The organism is Pseudarthrobacter sp. NIBRBAC000502770 (assembly GCF_006517815.1).
Lineage (GTDB): Bacteria > Actinomycetota > Actinomycetes > Actinomycetales > Micrococcaceae > Arthrobacter > Arthrobacter niigatensis.
The window spans coordinates 1,879,525-1,897,562 of the sequence record NZ_CP041198.1 but is presented as its reverse complement, the minus strand read 5'-3'; the positions used below and the strand labels follow the sequence as shown (position 1 = coordinate 1,897,562).

The 18,038-nt window shown below is 65.8% G+C and carries 14 protein-coding genes; 10 read left to right on the top strand and 4 right to left on the bottom strand.

Translation table 11 applies throughout. The annotated features are described in order from the left end of the window. Nucleotides 1-4: 4 nt before the first annotated feature. From tig to NIBR502770_RS09080, 5 genes are all read left to right on the top strand, one after another. Nucleotides 5-1,396, top strand: a complete 1,392-nt coding sequence (gene tig / locus NIBR502770_RS09100) for a trigger factor (protein WP_141181728.1) — start codon at nt 5-7, stop codon at nt 1,394-1,396. 233 nt (nt 1,397-1,629) lie between these two features. Then, the gene (locus NIBR502770_RS09095) at nt 1,630-2,253 is read left to right on the top strand and encodes an ATP-dependent Clp protease proteolytic subunit (RefSeq protein WP_018761581.1); all 624 of its coding nucleotides are present in this window, start codon (nt 1,630-1,632) and stop codon (nt 2,251-2,253) included. Nucleotides 2,254-2,291: 38 nt separating this feature from the next. Next, a complete protein-coding gene (locus NIBR502770_RS09090) occupies nt 2,292-2,951 on the top strand; it encodes an ATP-dependent Clp protease proteolytic subunit (RefSeq protein WP_018769476.1) in 660 nt (219 codons plus the stop codon). A 175-nt stretch (nt 2,952-3,126) separates the two neighbouring features. After that, nucleotides 3,127-4,407: an ATP-dependent Clp protease ATP-binding subunit ClpX gene (gene clpX, locus NIBR502770_RS09085; protein WP_141160216.1), complete on the top strand. Its 1,281-nt coding sequence runs from the start codon at nt 3,127-3,129 to the stop codon at nt 4,405-4,407. A gap of 14 nt (nt 4,408-4,421) precedes the next feature. Next, nucleotides 4,422-5,036, top strand: coding sequence for a DsbA family protein (locus NIBR502770_RS09080; protein WP_141181727.1), 615 nt, complete (start codon nt 4,422-4,424; stop codon nt 5,034-5,036). Between the two features lie 344 nt (nt 5,037-5,380). Here NIBR502770_RS09080 and valS read toward each other — a convergent pair whose 3' ends face one another. Further along, nucleotides 5,381-8,002 carry a valine--tRNA ligase gene (gene valS / locus NIBR502770_RS09075; protein WP_141181726.1) on the bottom strand — a complete coding sequence of 874 codons (2,622 nt, stop codon included), beginning with the start codon at nt 8,000-8,002 and terminating at the stop codon, nt 5,381-5,383. A 224-nt stretch (nt 8,003-8,226) separates the two neighbouring features. On the opposite strand from valS, the gene NIBR502770_RS09070 reads away from it, so the two are divergent. Continuing rightward, nucleotides 8,227-8,985, top strand: a complete 759-nt coding sequence (locus tag NIBR502770_RS09070; RefSeq protein ID WP_141181725.1) for an SDR family oxidoreductase — start codon at nt 8,227-8,229, stop codon at nt 8,983-8,985. On the opposite strand, the gene NIBR502770_RS09065 is transcribed toward NIBR502770_RS09070, so the two are convergent. Next, a complete protein-coding gene (locus tag NIBR502770_RS09065) occupies nt 8,915-9,943 on the bottom strand; it encodes an endonuclease/exonuclease/phosphatase family protein (protein ID WP_168223146.1) in 1,029 nt (342 codons plus the stop codon). The genes NIBR502770_RS09070 and NIBR502770_RS09065 overlap by 71 nt on opposite strands. Nucleotides 9,944-9,981: 38 nt before the next feature. Further along, nucleotides 9,982-11,061 (bottom strand): endonuclease/exonuclease/phosphatase family protein, encoded by a 1,080-nt coding sequence (locus NIBR502770_RS09060; protein WP_141181724.1) that lies wholly within the window; start codon nt 11,059-11,061, stop codon nt 9,982-9,984. A 480-nt stretch (nt 11,062-11,541) separates the two neighbouring features. On the opposite strand from NIBR502770_RS09060, the gene ileS reads away from it, so the two are divergent. From ileS to ndk, 4 genes are read left to right on the top strand one after another with little or no spacing between them, the layout of a single operon-like run. After that, nucleotides 11,542-14,859, top strand: coding sequence for an isoleucine--tRNA ligase (ileS, locus tag NIBR502770_RS09055; RefSeq protein ID WP_141181723.1), 3,318 nt, complete (start codon nt 11,542-11,544; stop codon nt 14,857-14,859). 3 nt (nt 14,860-14,862) lie between these two features. Further along, nucleotides 14,863-16,221: a folylpolyglutamate synthase/dihydrofolate synthase family protein gene (locus NIBR502770_RS09050; protein ID WP_141160223.1), complete on the top strand. Its 1,359-nt coding sequence runs from the start codon at nt 14,863-14,865 to the stop codon at nt 16,219-16,221. Between the two features lie 2 nt (nt 16,222-16,223). Further along, complete coding sequence (locus tag NIBR502770_RS09045; protein WP_141161556.1) at nt 16,224-16,688, top strand: DUF4233 domain-containing protein; 465 nt, start codon at nt 16,224-16,226, stop codon at nt 16,686-16,688. Between the two features lie 51 nt (nt 16,689-16,739). After that, the gene (ndk, locus tag NIBR502770_RS09040; RefSeq protein ID WP_141160224.1) at nt 16,740-17,159 is read left to right on the top strand and encodes a nucleoside-diphosphate kinase; all 420 of its coding nucleotides are present in this window, start codon (nt 16,740-16,742) and stop codon (nt 17,157-17,159) included. A gap of 63 nt (nt 17,160-17,222) precedes the next feature. Here the strand turns inward: ndk and NIBR502770_RS09035 are convergent, their stop codons facing one another. After that, complete coding sequence (locus tag NIBR502770_RS09035) at nt 17,223-17,891, bottom strand: vitamin K epoxide reductase family protein (protein WP_141181722.1); 669 nt, start codon at nt 17,889-17,891, stop codon at nt 17,223-17,225. Nucleotides 17,892-18,038: the final 147 nt, after the last annotated feature.

Genomic DNA, 18,038 nt, shown 5'->3' with positions numbered 1-18,038 from the left:
GACCGTGAAGAGCGCTGTCGAGAACCTCACCCCCACGCGGGTCAAGCTCAATGTTGAGGTCCCCTTTGAGGAACTGAAGCCCAGCATCGACTCGGCCTACAAGACCGTCGCGTCGCAGATCCAGGTTCCCGGGTTCCGCAAGGGCAAGGTTCCCGCCAAGCTCATCGACCAGCGCGTCGGCCGTGGCTACGTCCTGGAGACCGCCATCAATGACGGCCTCAACGGCTGGTACCAGGCTGCCGTGCAGGAATCCGGCATCCGCCCGCTGAGCCGGCCCGAGGTGGAAATCACCGAGGTTCCCGACCCCACCGCCACCGACGGTGGCCTGAAGTTCGCCGCCGAGGTCGACGTCCGCCCCGAGATCGAACTCCCGGACTACGCCGGCCTCGAGGTCCAGGTTGCCGCTGCGGAATCCTCCGACGCCGACGTGGACAAGGCCCTGGACGAACTGCGCGGCCGCTTCGGCACCCTGAAGTCCGTTGACCGCCCCGCTGCCGACGGCGACTTCCTCACCATCGACATCACCGCCACGATCGACGGCGAAGAGGTCGACTCCGCGGCCGGCCTGTCCTACCAGGTAGGCGCCGGCACCATGCTCGAGGGTATGGACGAAGCCGTAACCGGCCTCAGCGCCGACGAAGACGCCATCTTCGACACCACCCTGGTGGGCGGCGACCACGCCGGCGAAGCCGCCCAGGTCAAGGTAGTGGTCAAGGCCGTCAAGGAACGCGAACTGCCTGAGGCGAACGATGACTTCGCCCAGCTGGCCTCCGAGTTCGACACCCTCGCCGAACTGCGCGAAGACCTGGCAAAGCAGGCCGCCGAGTCCAAGATCGTTGAGCAGGGTGTTGAAGCCCGCGACAAGGTCCTGGACAAGCTGGTTGAACTCGTAGAGGTTCCCGTTCCGGACTCCGTCGTCGAAGAGCAGCTCGAAGCCCACTTCCAGGAGGGCAACGGCCACGGTGACGGCGAGCACGACACCGAAGAGCACCGCGAAGAGGTCCGCGCCAACACGGCCCGCGCCTTCCAGAACGAAATCATCCTCGACGCCATCGCGGAGAAGGAAGAAGTCAACGTCAGCCAGAGCGAGCTGATCGACTACATCGTCACCACCGCCAGCCAGTACGGCATGGACCCCAACCAGTTCGCCCAGATCATCGACCAGAGCGGCCAGGTCCCCATGATGGTTTCCGAGGTGCGCCGCCGCAAGGCACTGGCCGTCGTCCTGGGCCAGGCCACCGTGACCGACACCGAGGGCAACACCGTTGACCTCAGCGACTTCGTCCGCCCCGCCGGTGAAGAGGCTCCCGCCGCCGACGCCGAGGGTGTTGAGGCCGAGGCTGCCGAGGCAGAGGTTGTCGAAGCCGGGGACACTACGGCTGACGCCAAGGCGTAGTCCTTCCTGACCCGCAGCAACGGCCCCCGGATCCCTTCGATCCGGGGGCCGTTCGCGTTCTGCGGGAAGCAGCCCGCTGCCGGTTCGGTGATCGTGCGCCGTCAGCGAACAGCCGTCGGTGCGCGAACAAAACACCCGTGAAACCGGTTAGTGTCCAAGTAGTGATTTTCAGTGATGTCACCGTCACCAGTGAGAGGTAAGTAAACATGTCACAGCACTCAGAGGCCCCCCGGATGGCGACCGTCGATCCTGCAGCCCAGGACAACTACATTTACAACCGCCTCCTCAAGGAGCGGATCATCTGGCTGGGCTCGGAGGTGCGTGATGACAACGCCAACGCGATCTGCTCGCAGCTGCTCCTGCTCTCGGCCGAAAACCCGGAAAAGGACATCTACCTCTACATCAACTCTCCCGGCGGCTCCGTCACTGCAGGCATGGCCATCTACGACACCATGCAGTTCATCCCGAACGACGTCGTGACCGTCGCCACCGGCCTGGCCGCATCCATGGGACAGTTCCTGCTCTCCTCCGGCACCAAGGGCAAGCGCTACGCCACGCCCAACGCCCGCGTGCTGATGCACCAGCCGTCCGGTGGCATCGGCGGCACCGCTTCCGATATCAAGATCCAGGCCGAGCTCATCCTGCACATGAAGAAGGTCATGGCGGAACTCACCGCCGAGCAGACCGGCCAGACCGTTGAAACCATCCTCAAGGACAACGACCGCGACAAGTGGTTCACAGCCACCGAAGCCCTCGAATACGGTTTCTTCGACAAGATCGCCGCGCACGCCGGCTCCGTCTCAGGCGGCGGCGGAACGTCCAACGGTTCCTCCGGCGAATCAGCCTCCCAGAACTAACCGGCATCCAGAACCCCTTTCGATCAGGAGCAAACACAATGAACTACAACTTCGGGTGGTCAGCCGGTAATCTTCCGTCCAGCCGCTACGTCCTGCCGCAGTTCGAGGAACGCACCCCCTACGGCTTCAAGCGCCAGGACCCCTACACCAAGCTCTTCGAGGACCGCATCATCTTCCTCGGCGTGCAGGTGGACGACGCTTCCGCTGACGACATCATGGCCCAGCTGCTGGTCCTGGAGTCCACGGACCCGGACCGCGACATCACCCTCTACATCAACTCGCCGGGCGGCTCCTTCACGGCCATGACGGCGATCTACGACACCATGCAGTACATCCGCCCCGAGATCCAGACCGTCTGCCTCGGCCAGGCCGCCAGCGCGGCTGCCGTCCTGCTCGCTGCGGGCACGCCCGGCAAGCGGCTGGCGCTGCCCAACGCCCGCGTCCTCATCCACCAGCCCGCATTGTCCGGCGGCCAGGGCGGACAGGCCTCCGACCTGGAGATCCAGGCCGCAGAGGTCATGCGCATGCGCTCCTGGCTGGAGGACACCCTGGCCCACCACTCCGGACGCACGTCGGAGCAGGTCAACAACGACATCGAGCGCGACAAGATCCTTACCGCCGAAGAAGCCCAGGCATACGGCCTCATCGACCAGGTTCTTGACTCCCGCAAGATCAAGCCCCAGGCAATCACGAGGTAGCAGTACCGGAAGCCGGTGCGGTCCAGTTCATTTGGCCGCACCGGCCTTTTCATTCCACCCTTGGGGGCCAATGTGACCTAGAGTGGATGTTGTCACAAACCGGGCCGTGCGGCCCGGGAGAGATTTCAGCAATGGTGCAAGGCTGCCAGGCAGCAGGATACTAAGGGGTTCACATATGGCTCGGATTGGCGAGAGCACGGATCTGCTGAAGTGCTCTTTCTGCGGAAAGAGCCAGAAGCAGGTGCGCAAGCTGATTGCCGGCCCCGGTGTCTACATCTGCGATGAATGCATCGAGTTGTGCAACGAAATCATTGAGGAAGAGCTCGCGGAGGTCGCCGACCTCGGCAGCTTCGAGCTTCCCAAACCGCGCGAAATCTTCGACTTCCTGCAGGAATACGTGATCGGCCAGGAGCCCGCCAAGCGGTCCCTCGCCGTCGCGGTGTACAACCACTACAAGCGCATCCAGGCCGGCCACGCGCCCAAGTCCGGGAACCTCGGGGACGGCGCCCACCACGACGACGTCGAGATCGCCAAGTCGAACATCCTCCTCATTGGTCCCACCGGCTGCGGCAAGACCTACCTTGCGCAGACCCTCGCCCGCCGGCTGAACGTCCCGTTCGCCGTCGCCGACGCCACTGCCCTGACCGAGGCCGGATACGTGGGCGAAGACGTGGAGAACATCCTCCTCAAGCTCATCCAGGCCGCTGACTACGACGTCAAGAAGGCCGAACAGGGCATCATCTACATCGACGAGATCGACAAGATCTCCCGCAAGAGCGAGAACCCGTCCATCACCCGCGACGTGTCCGGCGAGGGCGTGCAGCAGGCCCTCCTGAAGATCCTCGAAGGTACCGTCGCATCCGTGCCGCCGCAGGGCGGACGGAAGCACCCGCACCAGGAATTCATCCAGATCGACACCACCAACGTCCTGTTCATCGTGGCCGGCGCTTTTGCCGGCCTGGAAGAGATCATTGGCTCCCGCTCCGGCCGCAAGGGCATCGGTTTCGGCGCTCCACTGAACGAGGCCAGCAAGAAGGTGGACTCCTACGGTGAAGTCATGCCGGAGGACCTGCTGAAGTTCGGCCTGATCCCCGAATTCATCGGCCGGCTCCCCGTCATCACCACCGTGTCCAACCTGGACCGCGATGCCCTGATCCAAATCCTTTCCACACCCAAGAACGCCCTGGTGAAGCAGTACCAGAAGATGTTCCAGATCGACGGCGTGGAGCTGGTGTTCGACGACACCGCCCTGGATGCCATTGCCGACCAGGCCCTGGAACGGGGCACCGGCGCCCGCGGCCTGCGCGCGATCCTGGAGGAAGTCCTGCTTCCCGTGATGTTCGACCTTCCCAGCCGCGAGGACGTGGCCAGCGTGGTGATCACCGAGGACGTGGTCCTGCGCGGGGCCGAACCCACCATGATTCCGCACGTGGCCAAGCGCCGTAAGTCTGCCTGACCGAGAGGACCTCCGTGACTGTACCCGCCAAGAACAAAGCCGACTTCTGGTTCGACCCCCTCTGCCCGTTCGCATGGGTGACCTCCCGCTGGATCGGGGAAGTGGAAACCGTGCGGGACATCGAGACCGAGTGGCACGTCATGAGCCTGGCAGTCCTGAACGAGGGACGGGACCTGGACCCCGGCTATCGTGAATCCATGGACAACGCCTGGGGCATGGTCCGGGTGATCATCGCCGCCCGTGAAGAGCATGGACCGCAGGTCATCAAGCCGCTCTACGATGCCATGGGCACGCTGATCCACAACCAGGGTGAAAAAGACCGCACCGAGGTCATCACCAAAGCCCTTGCGGAGTGCGGGCTCCCCGCCTCCCTGGCCGATGCCGCCACCTCCGACGCGTACGACCAGAAGCTCCGGGCCAGCCACGAGGAAGGGATTTCGCTGGTGGGCCAGGACGTCGGCACCCCGGTGGTCGCCTTCAATGGCACCGCGTTCTTCGGCCCGGTGCTGACGCGTATCCCCCGCAGTGAGGAAGCCGGCAGGATCTGGGACGCCACCACGGCCATCGCTGCCTACCCGCATTTCTTCGAGTTGAAGCGCAGCCGCACCGAGAGCCCGGAATTCGACTGAACGCCGGGCACTGACACTCTGGGAGGGCCCCGGGAAAACTACCTGAATGTAGTTATCCCGGGGCCCTTGCACGTGGTCCGGCGCAGGAGAACAATAGTTCCTACCACTTCGAAAGAAGGGGACGCAGGAACCAAAGATTCAGTGATTTGTCAGTTAACGCAGCCATCGGCAAAGTTGAATGCAAGCTACCAGTGACGGGGTAGTAAGACCTGAAGATCAGCGGATCCTGCCAGACCATCAGAGCACGTCACCGGATGGCCGAAAAGTCGAAGCCCCACCAACGGCAAAACGCTGATGGGGCTTCCCCTTTGCCTCGAAAAGGCTGACCTGGCTATGGTCCGGCGTCAGGCCTTGGCCGGCTCGTCGCTGGGTGCCAAAGCAACGTCGGAGACCGTGAGGTCGCCGCTGCCCACCGCCAGGGTGATCTCCCGGGCGTTGGACGCAGCCTTCAAATCCGCCAGCCCGGCCTGCAGCTGCGCTGTCAGCGCTTCCGGCGCAGTGATCGTGGCGGACAGCACCTCGGTGCGCTGCTTGACCTTGGCCTCGGACTTGGCCTTGCGGACACCGCTGAGTGCCACCCCCACCGTTGCCAGCATGGTGGTGTCGCCGTCCGGGATCTCCAGTGCAGCCGGCCATTCGGCCCGGTGCACGGACCCGTTGCGCCACCAGCTCCACACTTCCTCCGTGGCGAACGGCAGGAACGGGGCGAACAGCCGGAGCAGGGTGTCTAGTGTGGTGGCCAGGGCGGCGAGAACCGAGGCCTGCTCGGGATCTCCCGCAGCTCCGTAGGCGCGGTCCTTGATCAGCTCCACGTAGTCATCCGTGAACTGCCAGAAGAACGACTCCGTGAGCTGCAGCGCCCGGGCGTAGTCATAGTTGTCGAATGCCTTGGTGGACTGGGCCACGACGTCGGCCAGCTGGGCCAGGAGCGCACGGTCCAGGGGGTTCGTCAGCACGGCAATATCGCCCGAAAGCACCGAGTTCTCGGTTGCGCCCAGGTTCAGGACGAACTTGGAGGCGTTCAGGAGCTTGATGGCGAGCCGGCGGCCGATTTTCATCTGCGCGATCTCGTAGGCGGTGTCTGCGCCCAGCCGTGCAGAGGCGGCCCAGTAGCGGACGGCGTCGGAGCCGTACTCGTTCAGGACGTCCGTGGGGACCACCACGTTGCCCTTGGACTTGGACATTTTCTTGCGGTCCGGGTCCAGGATCCAGCCGGAGATGGCGGCGTGCTTCCAGGGGGCACTGTCCTGCAGGGAGTCCGCGCGGACCACCGAGGAGAACAGCCAGGTGCGGATGATGTCGTGGCCTTGGGGGCGCAGGTCGAACGGATAGACCTTGGCGAACAGGTCCTCGTCCCGGCTCCAGCCACCCACGATCTGCGGGGTCAGGGAGGACGTCGCCCAGGTGTCCAGGACGTCGGCGTCGCCGGTGAAGCCGTTGGGCTGGTCGCGCTGTGCCTCGTCGAAGCCCGGGGCGGCGTCGGCGGCAGGGTCGACGGGCAGGAGCTCGTCGGAGGGCAGGATGGGGTTGTCGTAGTCCGGGTTTCCCTGCGCGTCGAGCGGGTACCAGACGGGAATGGGCACGCCGAAGAACCGCTGGCGGGAGACCAGCCAGTCACCGTTCAGGCCGGCGATCCAGTTTTCATAGCGGGAACGCATGAACGACGGGTGGAAGTCGATGTCCTTGCCCCGGCCAATGAGGCGTTTGCGGCGGTCCTCGTCACGGCCGCCGTTGCGGATGTACCACTGGCGGGACGTAACCACTTCCAGGGGCTTGTCGCCCTTTTCGAAGAAGTTCACCGGATGCGTGATCTTCTTGGGCTCACCGTCCAGCAGGCCGGCTTCCTTGAGCAGTTCCACCACGGCTTCCTTGGCGGAAAAAGCAGTCTTCCCGGCGATGGCGGCGTACGCCTCCTTGCCGGCTCCGCTGGTGATCCACTCGGGCGTTTCGGCGATGATGCGGCCGTCGCGGCCCATGATGGCACGGGTGGGAAGCTGCAGTTCGCGCCACCAGGTGACGTCGGTCAGGTCACCGAAGGTGCAGACCATGGCGATGCCGGAGCCCTTGTCCGCCTTTGCCAGGGGGTGGGCCTTGACCTTGAGTTCAACATCGAACAGCGGGGACTTCACGGTCTTGCCGAACAGCGGCTGGTACCGCTCGTCGTCGGGGTTCGCCACCAGTGCGGCACACGCCGCCAGCAGCTCCGGACGGGTGGTCTCAATGAAAACCTTGTCCCCGTCTTCGGTGAAGAAAGGGTAGCGGTAGTAGGCCCCGGCGACTTCGCGGTCCTCAAGCTCGGCCTGCGCCACGGCCGTGCGGAAGGTGACGTCCCACAGTGTGGGAGCTTCGGCCATGTAGGCGTCCCCGGCCGCCAGGTTGGCCAGGAAGGCGCGCTGGGACACTGCGCGGGAAGTGTCATCGATGGTGCGGTAGGTCAGGTCCCAGTCAACGGACAGGCCCAGGGTCTGGAACAGGTTTTCGAAGACCTTCTCGTCCTCAACGGCCAGTTCTTCGCACAGTTCGATGAAGTTCTGCCGGGACACGACGTCGAAATCGCGCTGGTTCTTGGCCGGCTGCGCGGGCGGCTGGTAGTCGGCGTTGTACGGGATGGCCGGATCGCAGCGGACACCGTAGTAGTTCTGGACCCGGCGTTCGGTGGGCAGGCCGTTGTCATCCCAGCCCATGGGGTAGAAGACGTTCCTGCCGGTCATGCGCATGTAGCGTGCCTGGACGTCAGTCTGGGTGAAGGAGAACATGTGCCCCACATGCAGCGATCCCGACGCGGTGGGCGGGGGAGTGTCGATCGAGTAGACCTGCTCCCGGGTGGTGTCGGGGTTGAACTTGTAGGTTCCTTCGGACAGCCAGCGCCGGGTGAGCGCGGCTTCGAGGCCTTCGAGGGCCGGCTTGTCCGGAACTTTGATGGGGGCGGTGGTGGGCGTGTCTGTACCCTGCGTGTCTTCAGCCATTGGGCAATTCTTTCATGCTGGCTCCATCCCACCCAACCCGTCACCCCGGGGGACGACGACGACGGCTTCCGGGTGCTGGTGGACCGGCCCGGGCCGCGGGGGATGGCCAGGGAAAACGCCGCCGTCGACCTGCGCCCGCCGGTGATACTGACGCCAACCACCCGCGGGTCCTGCTTGATTACCTCATGGGACGGCCCGGCGGCTGATCCCGCTAGGGTGGTGCCATGACTGAGGACTTGCAGAAAAAGGCAGCATTGGTGACCGGCGCGAGCAGCGGAATCGGAGAGGCAACGGTGCGTGCGCTTCGCGCCGGCGGGTGGACGGTCTTCGCGGTGGCACGCCGGGCGGAGCGGCTGGCGGCACTGGAAAGGGAGACAGGCGCCGTGGCGATCCCGGCCGATATCGCAGAGGACGACGACGTGTCCCGGCTCCTCGCCCAGGTCACCGGAGCAGGCGGCATTGACACGCTGATCAACATCGCCGGTGGTGCCAGGGGTGCCGACAAGGTGGGCGATGCCAACACCGCTGACTGGGAGTGGATGTACCGGGTCAACGTCCTGGGAACCCTCAAGCTCACCCGCGCGTTCCTTCCGATGCTGCGGTCCACCGGTGAGGGCACCGTCCTGAACCTCACCTCCACCGCCGGATTGGATGCCTACGAAGGCGGGGGCGGCTACAACGCTGCCAAGTTCGGGCAGCACGCCATGACCAATGCCCTCCGGCTGGAAGAGGCTGAGCACAATGTGCGGGTCATCGAGGTGGCGCCGGGGCTGGTGCAGACCGAGGAGTTCGCCCTCAACCGGCTCGGGAATGCGCAGTCCGCAGAAAAGGTCTACCAGGGCGTGGAGAAGCCGCTTACCGCAGAAGACGTGGCCGACGTCGTCCGTTACGCCGTCAGCGCCCCACACCACGTCAACCTTGACCAGATCGTCGTCCGGCCGGTGGCGCAGGCAGCCACGCACAAGCTGATCCGGAAGGGCTAGGGGACCTGGACGTGCAGGGTGGCCACCACGGCGGCGTGGTCCGTCCCAGCGATCGGGTGGACCGAGTAGCCGGAGCCGGTGATGTCGCGGGTGGTCCCAGGTGGTCCAGGGCAATGCCCGGCAGGCGGTAGCCGCGCATGGGCCAGGTGGGCACCAGCCTGCTGCCCGCTGACGCCGCCACGTCCACCAGGGTCCGGGCGCCTCCAGCCCCGGCCAGCAGCGAGCGGAATTCCTGGTGGTCATAGGTTGCGTTGAAGTCTCCGGCCAGCAACAGGGGACCGGAGCCGGTGCCGGCCCCGGCCAATGTGGCCAGTTCCTTGCGCCACTGGTTCACGGCGCTGCCCACCGGCGCCAGGGTGTGCACGGCCACGACACGAAGGGTTGCACCCCCGCCACGGCCCAGGTCGAGCCGGACAACCGGCATGCTGAACCGGGTGTCCGGAAGCACCCCGGCGTCCTCGAGCATGGACGACGAGTAGACCGCAGTTCCCCCGGCGCCTTCCCTGGCGTGGGCAATCCGGTGCGGAAGCAGTCCGTCCAGCCCCGCCGCCGTCAGCTTCAGCGAGAGCTGGGGCGTGTACTCCTGCACTGCCAGCAGGCCCACGCGCCGTTCACGGACCAGGTCCACGATCTTCCCTGCGTCCGCGCCGCCCAGTTCCGCGTTGATGCTCATGGCCACCAGGGTGACCGGCCGTCCGGCCGCCTCGGCGGTGGGCCCGCGGACATCCAGTGGAAGCAGCCAGAAGGCCTGGCAGCCCATCAGCGATGCAGCCAGGACCCGCTGCCACCGGCTACGCCCCAGTAATGCGAGGAGCAAGGCTGCCGCGGCAGGCGCGGCAACCCAGGGCATGAACGCCACCAGCTGCACCCCCAGGACGGGCCATTCCACCGGTATGGCGCGGACGGCCGACACGGCAGCCACCGGCAACGCAACCGGTACGAACAGCCACCGGCACACGGTGGCCGCCCTCCTCCGGCACGGGACAGGGGCGCGGTTCAAGGCCAGGTGTCCAGTATGCCGACGACGGCGGCGTGGTCCGTCCCGGGGAATCCGACGGTGCTGAACCCCGCCACCCTGATGCCGCGGCTCACAAGGATGTGGTCGATCGCAGTAAAGGCGGGGACCGGCGCATTCATGGGCCAGGTGGGGACCAGGCCCATTCCTACGGTCCCGGCGGCATCGGTAAGGCCGGTGGTGAGCAGGTTCCGGAACTCTGCATGGTCCTGCCCGGCGTTGAAGTCGCCCAGCAGGACTGAGCTCCCGTCCGCCGGTAGTCCCTGCTGCAGGCCTGCCAGCTGGTCGAGTTCCGCCCGCCAGGATGGCGTATGTCCAGGGCGGGGGGAGTCAACGTGCACCGAGGTCAGCCGGATGCCGCCGGCGGTGCCCGGGACATCGGCGACGGCGCGGGTCTGGTAGAAGGACGTACCGGGCACCCGCGGCATCGGCACGAGTGGATAGCGGGAGAAGATGGCGTTGCCGGTGCCGGCTCCGTCAACGTCGATGACCCGGTACGGAAAGTCCACGCCAATTCCTGCCGCCTCAAGGCCTGCCAGGCCTTCAAGTGCCAGTTCAGGAAGGGCGAGAATGTCCACGTCCCGTGCCCGGGCCTGCCCCAGCAGGACGGTGGGATCCACGCCCGTTGATCCCACGTTCAATGCCATCACGGTCAGCGGGTGGACGCCGGCATGGCTTGCGCCCGCACCGGCGTGGGCCGGCCGCTCAAAGAGTGTGCCCGGGGCCGCGGACGCCGGGACGATACGCGGCGCCACTATCGACATCTGGCCTAACAGGAGACAGGTGGCCAGCACGGCCAGCACAATGCGCGCACCCCGGAGTTCCAGGGCAACGGCGGCCAGTGCGGCTGCCGCTGCGGCAAGGGACGCGAACAAACTGGCGGGGAACAGGGACAGCAACTGGACCCACGGAGTGCCGGACCCGCCGCCGGCAAGGCGCACGATGGTCAGTCCTGCTGCGGGCAGCCACAGGACGGCCGCGATTGACCAGCAGGCCCACGAACCCGCCCGGCGCAAAAGGCTGGGCCGCATGCCCGGCACGGATGGCTGCACCGCTTGCATCTGTCCATTATTCGCGGCCCGGTCCGGGCCGGACAGCGGTCACTGCCCGTAACTGCCTCCCTAATTCCGCACCACGTCACCACCAGTTCCCTGCACCGGTTCCCCGGGAGGCGCCGGGTCCCGGAGCCTCCGGACCGGGAACGGGATGCGGCGCGACGGGCCGGAATGGCACAGGACGCCATGGCGATAGTAGAATCTGGGTTGGCGATGACCCGGCAATCACCGGCGAGCTTCCGGAAGAACACGCGGCCCAGGTAAAGGGTGGCCGCGCCAGTAGAACCGGACGGGTAAGCCCGTCACAGCAGTAATGAGAGGCCGGGGCAGCGCGTGTTCCTTGCGGAAGACACGCGGCGCCGGTAAGTGAGGTGGTACCGCGGTGGGCGTGAAGTCTTTCAAAGACGGCACGGCAGCCGTCCTCGCATCCTGAACGGAACATCCGGTCCTGCCGGGGTTCACCACGCTCAACCCAGGATGTCGAACATGACGTTTTACCCCAAGGCCTCAGCCTCCAGCACCGGTTCCAACGGCAGCGCCGGCGTTTCCGCCTCCGTGAAGTTCCCGGAGATCGAAGAGCGCATCCTGAAGTACTGGGACCAGGACGGCACCTTCCAGGCCAGCATCGACCAGCGCAGTGCCGACGCCCCCGGCGGCGAGCCCGGCAGCAACGAATTCGTTTTCTACGACGGCCCGCCCTTCGCCAACGGCCTGCCGCACTACGGCCACCTCCTCACCGGCTACGCCAAGGACCTGGTGGGCCGCTACCAGACCCAGCGCGGCAAGCGCGTGGAGCGCCGCTTCGGCTGGGACACCCACGGCCTGCCTGCCGAGCTCGAGGCCATGAAACAGCTGGGGATGACGGACAAGACCCAGATCGAGGCCATGGGCATCGACAAGTTCAACGACGCCTGCCGCGCGTCCGTGATGAAGTACGCCGACGAATGGCGCAGCTACGTCACCCGCCAGGCACGCTGGGTGGACTTCGACAACGACTACAAGACCCTCAACGTCGAGTACATGGAGTCGGTCCTCTGGGCGTTCAAGCAGCTGCACGACAAAGGGCTGACCTACAACGGCTACCGGGTCCTGCCCTACTGCTGGAAGGACGAAACGCCGCTGTCCAACCACGAGCTGCGCATGGACGACGACGTCTACAAGAACCGCCAGGACCAGACCGTCACCGTCACGTTCCCCATCCTGGCCGGCGGCTCCGCGCTGTCCAAGCAGCTCGACGGCGTGCAGGCCCTCGCCTGGACCACCACCCCCTGGACGCTGCCCACCAACGCCGCGCTCGCCGTCGGGCCTTCCATCACCTACGCCGTGCTGCCGGCAGGCCCCAACGGCATCAAGGCGGCCTCCGCCGACGCCCCGGTTACCGGGAGCTTCATGCTTGCAGCGGACCTGCTGGGCAGCTACGCCAAGGACCTTGGCTATGACAGCTTCGAGGATGCTGAAGCCGCCGTCGTATCCACCCACACCGGCGCCGAGCTGGAGGGTCTGGAATACCAGCGCCTCTGGGACGACTTCGCCGACAACGAGAAATACGGCATGGAGAACGCCTGGCGCTTCGTGGTGGCCGACTACGTCACCACCACGGACGGCACCGGCATCGTGCACCAGGCGCCCGCCTACGGTGAAGATGACCAGAAAGTCTGCGAGGAGGCAGGCATCCCCGTGGTGCTCTCCGTGGACGAGGGCGCAAAGTTCCTGCCGTTGTTCAAGCACGGCGACCTCCACGACATCGTGGGGCTGCAGGTCTTCGAGGCCAACAAGCCGATCACCCAGGTGCTCCGTGCCCAGGGCCGCCTGGTCCGCCAGGCCAGCTACGAGCACAGCTACCCGCACTGCTGGCGCTGCCGCAACCCCCTGATCTACCGTGCCGTGTCCTCCTGGTACGTGGAGGTCACCAAGTTCAAGGACCGGATGTCCGAACTGAACCAGGAGATCAACTGGATCCCCGGCAATGTCAAGGACGGCCAGTTCGGCAAGTGGCTCGAGAACGCGCGCGACTGGTCCATCAGCCGCAACCGCTTCTGGGGCAGCCCCATCCCCGTCTGGCAGTCCACGGACCCCGAGTACCCGCGCACGGACGTTTATGGCTCCCTGGCGGAAATCGAAGCCGACTTTGGCCGGCTGCCGCTGAACAAGGACGGACAGGTGGACCTGCACCGCCCGTTCATCGACGAGCTCACCAGGCCCAACCCGGACGATCCCCGCACGCCCGAAGAGGGCCAGTCCGTGATGCGCCGGGTGGAAGACGTCCTGGATGTCTGGTTCGACTCCGGCTCGATGCCGTACGGCCAGGTGCACTACCCATTTGAGAACGAGGCCTGGTTCAACACGCATAACCCTGCTGACTTCATCGTCGAATACATCGGTCAGACACGCGGCTGGTTCTACATGCTGCACATCCTGTCCACAGCGCTGTTCGACCGGCCGGCGTTCCGGAACGTTATCAGCCACGGCATCGTGCTGGGCTCGGACGGGCAGAAGATGTCCAAGAGCCTGCGCAACTACCCGGACGTCTCCGAGGTCCTGGACCGCGACGGCTCCGACGCCATGCGCTGGTTCCTGATGTCCAGCCCCATCCTGCGCGGCGGCAACCTGATCGTCACCGAACAAGGCATCCGCGACGGCGTGCGCCAGGTGATCCTGCCGCTCTGGAACGTGTACAGCTTCTTCACGCTCTACACCAACGCTGCCGCCGCAGGACAGGGCTACGATGCGAAGCTGCGCTACGACGGCTATGCGGACACCCTGGACCAGTACCTGCTGGCCAACACCGGCGACCTGGTGCGAAACATGACCGTGCAGCTGGACACCTATGACATCTCCGGTGCCTGCGACTCGCTCCGCAGCTACCTGGACATGCTCACCAACTGGTACGTCCGCCGCAGCCGGCAGAGGTTCTTCGACGAGGACCAGGACGCCTTTGACGCCCTGTTCACCGCGCTGGAGACCGTCACCCGCGCCGCAGCCCCGCTGCTCCCGCTGGTCTCCGAGGAGATCTGGCGCGGCCTGACCGGCGGCCGCTCCGTGCACCTGGCCGACTGGCCGGACGCGGACCTCTTCCCCGCCAACCCCGCGCTGGTGGAGGCCATGGACCGGGTCCAGCAGATCTGCTCCACCGGGTCCTCGCTCCGCAAGGCAGCCAACCTGCGGGTCCGCCTTCCCCTCCAGGAACTCACCGTCGTGGCACCCGGGGCGGATGTGCTGGAAGGCTTCGCCGCCGTCGTCGCCGATGAACTCAACCTGCGCTCCGTGCGCCTGCTCGACGCGGCCACCGCTTCCCCTGAAGAGTTCGGCATCCAGCAGAAGCTGGTGGTGAACGCCCGTGCCGCGGGCCCGCGCCTGGGCAAGAACGTCCAGGTGGCCATCAAGGGATCCAAGTCCGGCGACTGGTCCGTGGACGACGCCGGTGTGGTCACCGCGGGTGGGCTGCAACTGGAGCCCCAGGAGTACACGCTGGAGACGGTGGTGGCTGAGTCCGAGGGCGGGTCTGCCGCTGTTGCCGTGCTGCCCGGAGGCGGGTTCGTGGTCCTGAACACGGAGGTCACCCCCGAACTGGAGGCCGAAGGCCTGGCACGCGACATGGTCCGCGCCATCCAGCAGGCCCGGAAGGACGCCGGGCTCAACGTCAGCGACCGGATCCGGACAACGGTCACAGCCGCGCAGCACGTGGTGGATGCCCTGCTGGCCAACGCTGAACTGGTCAAGGGCGAGACGCTGACGGTAGAGCTGGCCGCAGGGCCGGGCGACGTGTCCGAACCCGCCGTCGCAGTCGAAAAAGTGGAGGCCTAGGACATGACCGACGAATTCTCCGTGGAAAGCGTCTACGCCGAACTCCTGGGACGTGCGCCGGAAAACAAGATGGAACCCCGGCTGGCTCCGCTGTTCCGCGCCATGGACGTGCTCGGCGAGCCCAACAAGGCGTACCCGATCATCCACGTCACCGGAACCAACGGCAAGACCTCCACCTCGCGGATGATCGAATCCGTGCTCCGCGCCCATGGCCTGAGTACGGGGCGGTACACCAGCCCGCACCTGTCCAAGGTCACCGAACGGATCAGCATCGACGGCCACCCCGTGTCCGATGAGACGTTCGTTCGGATCTGGGACGAGATCAGGCCCTACCTGCAGATCGTGGACTCCGAACTGGAAGCCGAGGGCCAGCCCCGCCTGACCTACTTCGAGTGCCTCACCATCCTGGGCTTCGCCATCTTCGCCGACCAGCCCGTCAACGTGGCCATCATCGAAGTGGGCCTTGGCGGCATCACCGACGCCACCAACGTGGGCGACGGCCAGGTATCGGTGGTGACGCCGATTTCGCTGGACCACACGGACCTGCTGGGCGACACCACCGAGGACATCGCCTACGAAAAGGCCGGCATCATCAAGCCCGGCGGCTACCTCATCAGCGCAGCGCAACCCCTTGACGCGGCCCAGGTTCTGCTGGAAAAGGCCAAGGAAGTGGGTGTGCCTTTCCGCTTCGAGGGCGTTGAGTTCGGCGTCGAGTCACGGGCAGTGGCCGTGGGCGGGCAGATGGTCACCATCCAGGGCATCGCCGGCCGCTACCCGGACCTGCTGGTACCGCTGCACGGCGCCCACCAGGCGCAGAACGCCGCCGTGGCCGTGGCAGCCCTGGAAGCATTCTTCGGGGGCGAAAAGGAACTCGACTTCGAGGTCCTGCAGGAAGGGTTCGCCGCGGTGACGTCACCCGGGCGCCTCGAAGTGGTCCGCACCGCGCCCACCATCATCGTGGACGCCGCCCACAACCCCGACGGCATCAAGGCCTCGGCCGCCGCGCTGCAGGAAGCGTTCACCTTCACCCGGCTGGTTCCGGTGGTGGGAGTGCTCAAGGAGAAAGACGCAGAGGAGATCCTTCGCCAGCTCAAGGAATCCCTGGGGGGCGTGGCTGGGGAATACTGCTTCACCCAGTCCAACTCCCCGCGCGCCGTTCCCGCGGCGGAACTGGCGGAGCTGGCCATTGACCTGGGCTTCGGCGAGGACAACGTCCACGTCGCCGAGAAACTGGACGATGCACTGGAATGGGCTGTGGAACGGGCCGAGGCCAACGACGACCTTTCCGGCGGCGTGCTGGTCACAGGCTCGATCACCCTGGTGGCCGAGGCGCGGATCCTGCTCGGAAAAACGGAGGCATGACCATGGCCAGACTGACAAAAGCGCAGCGCGAGTGGCGGCCCGGCATGCCCAGGAAGCGGCGTTCCACCAAGGTCATGTTCGCCTCCACCGTGCTGCTGCTCGAAGCGTTTGTCATGTTCTTTGCCACGCTGGTGGTGTTTGGGCTGCGCCGCGGGGAATTCCCGCCCGCCCTGATCCTCGGCGTCGGCATTGCCCTCAGCGTGGTCATGGTCTTCGCCTGCGCGGTCCTCAACAAGCCCTGGGGCATCGGCCTTGGATGGGTCCTGCAGATCGTCCTGATCCTGACCGGCATTTTCGAGCCGGCCATGTTCCTGGTGGGCGCCCTCTTTGCGGTGGCCTGGTGGTACGGCATCCGCACCGGCATCCGGCTGGACCGGGAAGCCGCCCAGCGCGCCCGCGAACAGGCCGAATGGGAAGCCACGCACCCCGACCAGGCCGCGGGTCCCGCCCAACCGCAGACCCCATAAGCCAGCCCCCGTAGACTTGTCCCGAAACCCCACCAACGCATTGGAGCAGTTGTGACCACTGAGCGCACCCTCGTCCTGATCAAGCCCGACGGCGTCGCCCGTAACCTGACCGGGGCCATCCTGGCCCGCATCGAAGCCAAGGGCTACAGCCTTGTTGAGCTGAAGAAGGTTGACGCCACCCGTGAGCTCCTGGAGCAGCACTACGAGGAGCACGTGGGCAAGCCGTTCTACGAGCCCCTGGTGGAATTCATGCTCAGCGGCCCCGTGGTGGCGGCCATTTTCGAAGGCCACCGTGTCATCGAAGGCTTCCGCTCCCTGGCGGGCACCACGGACCCCACGACGGCGGCCCCCGGCACCATCCGCGGCGACTTCGGCCGGGATTGGGGCCTGAAGGTGCAGCAGAACCTGGTCCACGGCTCCGACTCGACTGAGTCAGCCGACCGGGAGATCAAGATCTGGTTCCAGGGCTGAGCGGCCCCGGAACAGCAAGAAGCCCTTGGTTCTTCGGAACCAAGGGCTTCTGTCGTCTGCGGCCTAAAAGCCCGAGGTACCCGCGAACACCTGGATGAACGCAAAAAAGATGGTGGCGATGACGGCAACATACAGCAGCGCCGTGATGATCCAGCCGGAATCGCCAAGGATGCGGGTTGCCCGGGCGGGCAGGGGGATGACGCCCGCGCTGATGTTCCGGATGGTGGTCCACACGAAGAGCGGGATCATGGCCGCCCAGACGATCATGCAAAACGGGCACAGGATGTGGATGGAGTACAGGGCCTGGGACCACAGCCAGACGACGAACGCGAAGCCGAGCGTGACTCCTGCCTGCAGCCCGAGCCAGTACCAGCGGGCAAAGGTCGCTCCGGACAGCAGGGCCATGCCCACCGTGATGGTGATGGCGAAGGCCACGATGCCGATAAACATGTTGGGGAAGCCGAAGAGGGAACTTTGCCAGGTCTGCATGACCTGCCCGCAGGAGATCCACGGATTCACGTCGCACACGGTGGTGTGGTTGGGGTCCTTGAGTACCTCGAGTTTTTCCAGGACCAGGGTTCCGGAAGCGAGCCAGCCGACGATTCCGGTGATGACCAGCAACCAACCAAAGGGCCGGTTGCGCGCCATCCGCGGAAGGCTTCCGGCGGCGCTGGCCTGCGGCTCGGCGGCCCGTTCCTGCTCGTGGGCGCTGACGGGGGAGATGCTGGGCATGGGTATGGCGTCCTTTTCGTCCGGTGCTCCTGTGCCTGATTGTAACGCCGCCGGCTGGAGCCACCACACAGGCAAAGGAACAGCAACGCCCGCTTCCGCTGCGATCCGGCGCGGGTATGAGAGAATGAACGTGGCTGGAAGCCGATC

Excerpts from the sequence above, each read along its gene's own strand:
- NIBR502770_RS09095 (WP_018761581.1), top strand. The coding sequence starts at position 1,630 with ATGGCGACCGTCGATCCTGCAGCCCAGGACAACTACATTTACAACCGC.
- NIBR502770_RS09090 (WP_018769476.1), top strand. The coding sequence starts at position 2,292 with ATGAACTACAACTTCGGGTGGTCAGCCGGTAATCTTCCGTCCAGCCGC.
- clpX (WP_141160216.1), top strand. The coding sequence starts at position 3,127 with ATGGCTCGGATTGGCGAGAGCACGGATCTGCTGAAGTGCTCTTTCTGC.
- valS (WP_141181726.1), bottom strand. The coding sequence starts at position 8,002 with ATGGCTGAAGACACGCAGGGTACAGACACGCCCACCACCGCCCCCATC.
- NIBR502770_RS09070 (WP_141181725.1), top strand. The coding sequence starts at position 8,227 with ATGACTGAGGACTTGCAGAAAAAGGCAGCATTGGTGACCGGCGCGAGC.
- NIBR502770_RS09060 (WP_141181724.1), bottom strand. The coding sequence starts at position 11,061 with ATGCAAGCGGTGCAGCCATCCGTGCCGGGCATGCGGCCCAGCCTTTTG.
- ileS (WP_141181723.1), top strand. The coding sequence starts at position 11,542 with ATGACGTTTTACCCCAAGGCCTCAGCCTCCAGCACCGGTTCCAACGGC.
- NIBR502770_RS09050 (WP_141160223.1), top strand. The coding sequence starts at position 14,863 with ATGACCGACGAATTCTCCGTGGAAAGCGTCTACGCCGAACTCCTGGGA.
- NIBR502770_RS09045 (WP_141161556.1), top strand. The coding sequence starts at position 16,224 with ATGGCCAGACTGACAAAAGCGCAGCGCGAGTGGCGGCCCGGCATGCCC.
- NIBR502770_RS09035 (WP_141181722.1), bottom strand. The coding sequence starts at position 17,891 with ATGCCCAGCATCTCCCCCGTCAGCGCCCACGAGCAGGAACGGGCCGCC.